Origin of the sequence: Gilvimarinus gilvus (assembly GCF_030518155.1) — a bacterium.
Taxonomy (GTDB): Bacteria; Pseudomonadota; Gammaproteobacteria; order Pseudomonadales; family Cellvibrionaceae; genus Gilvimarinus; species Gilvimarinus gilvus.
On the sequence record NZ_JAULRU010000801.1, the window covers coordinates 1 to 415 of the forward strand.

General features: G+C 54.0%; 1 protein-coding gene. It reads left to right on the forward strand.

The annotated features are described in order from the left end of the window. On the forward strand, positions 1-415 hold a 415-nt coding region (gene rfbC / locus QWI17_RS21555), incomplete at both ends, for a dTDP-4-dehydrorhamnose 3,5-epimerase (RefSeq protein ID WP_302724601.1).

Sequence of the window (415 nt, forward strand, 5' to 3'; positions counted from 1 at the left end):
ATGCATGCGATTCCACTGGCCATCCCCGACGTCATCTTGTTCACTCCAAAAGTATTCGGCGACGATCGTGGGTTCTTCTACGAAAGCTTCAATGCCAAAGTATTCAGCGAGTCGACAGGCCTGCGCCCGACTTTCGTTCAGGATAATCACTCACGCTCAGTGAAAGGCGTGCTCCGCGGCCTGCACTATCAGCTTCCACCCCATGCCCAAGGCAAACTGGTGCGTGTCGCGCAAGGTGAGGTATTTGACATAGCAGTAGATATCCGCCGGTCCTCCCCTACCTTCGGCAAATGGGTGGGAGCGGTGCTTTCGGCAGAAAACAAAAACCAGCTGTGGATCCCGCCGGGGTTCGCTCATGGTTTTGTCACGTTGAGCGATACGGCCGAGTTTCTGTACAAAGCTACAGACTTCTATT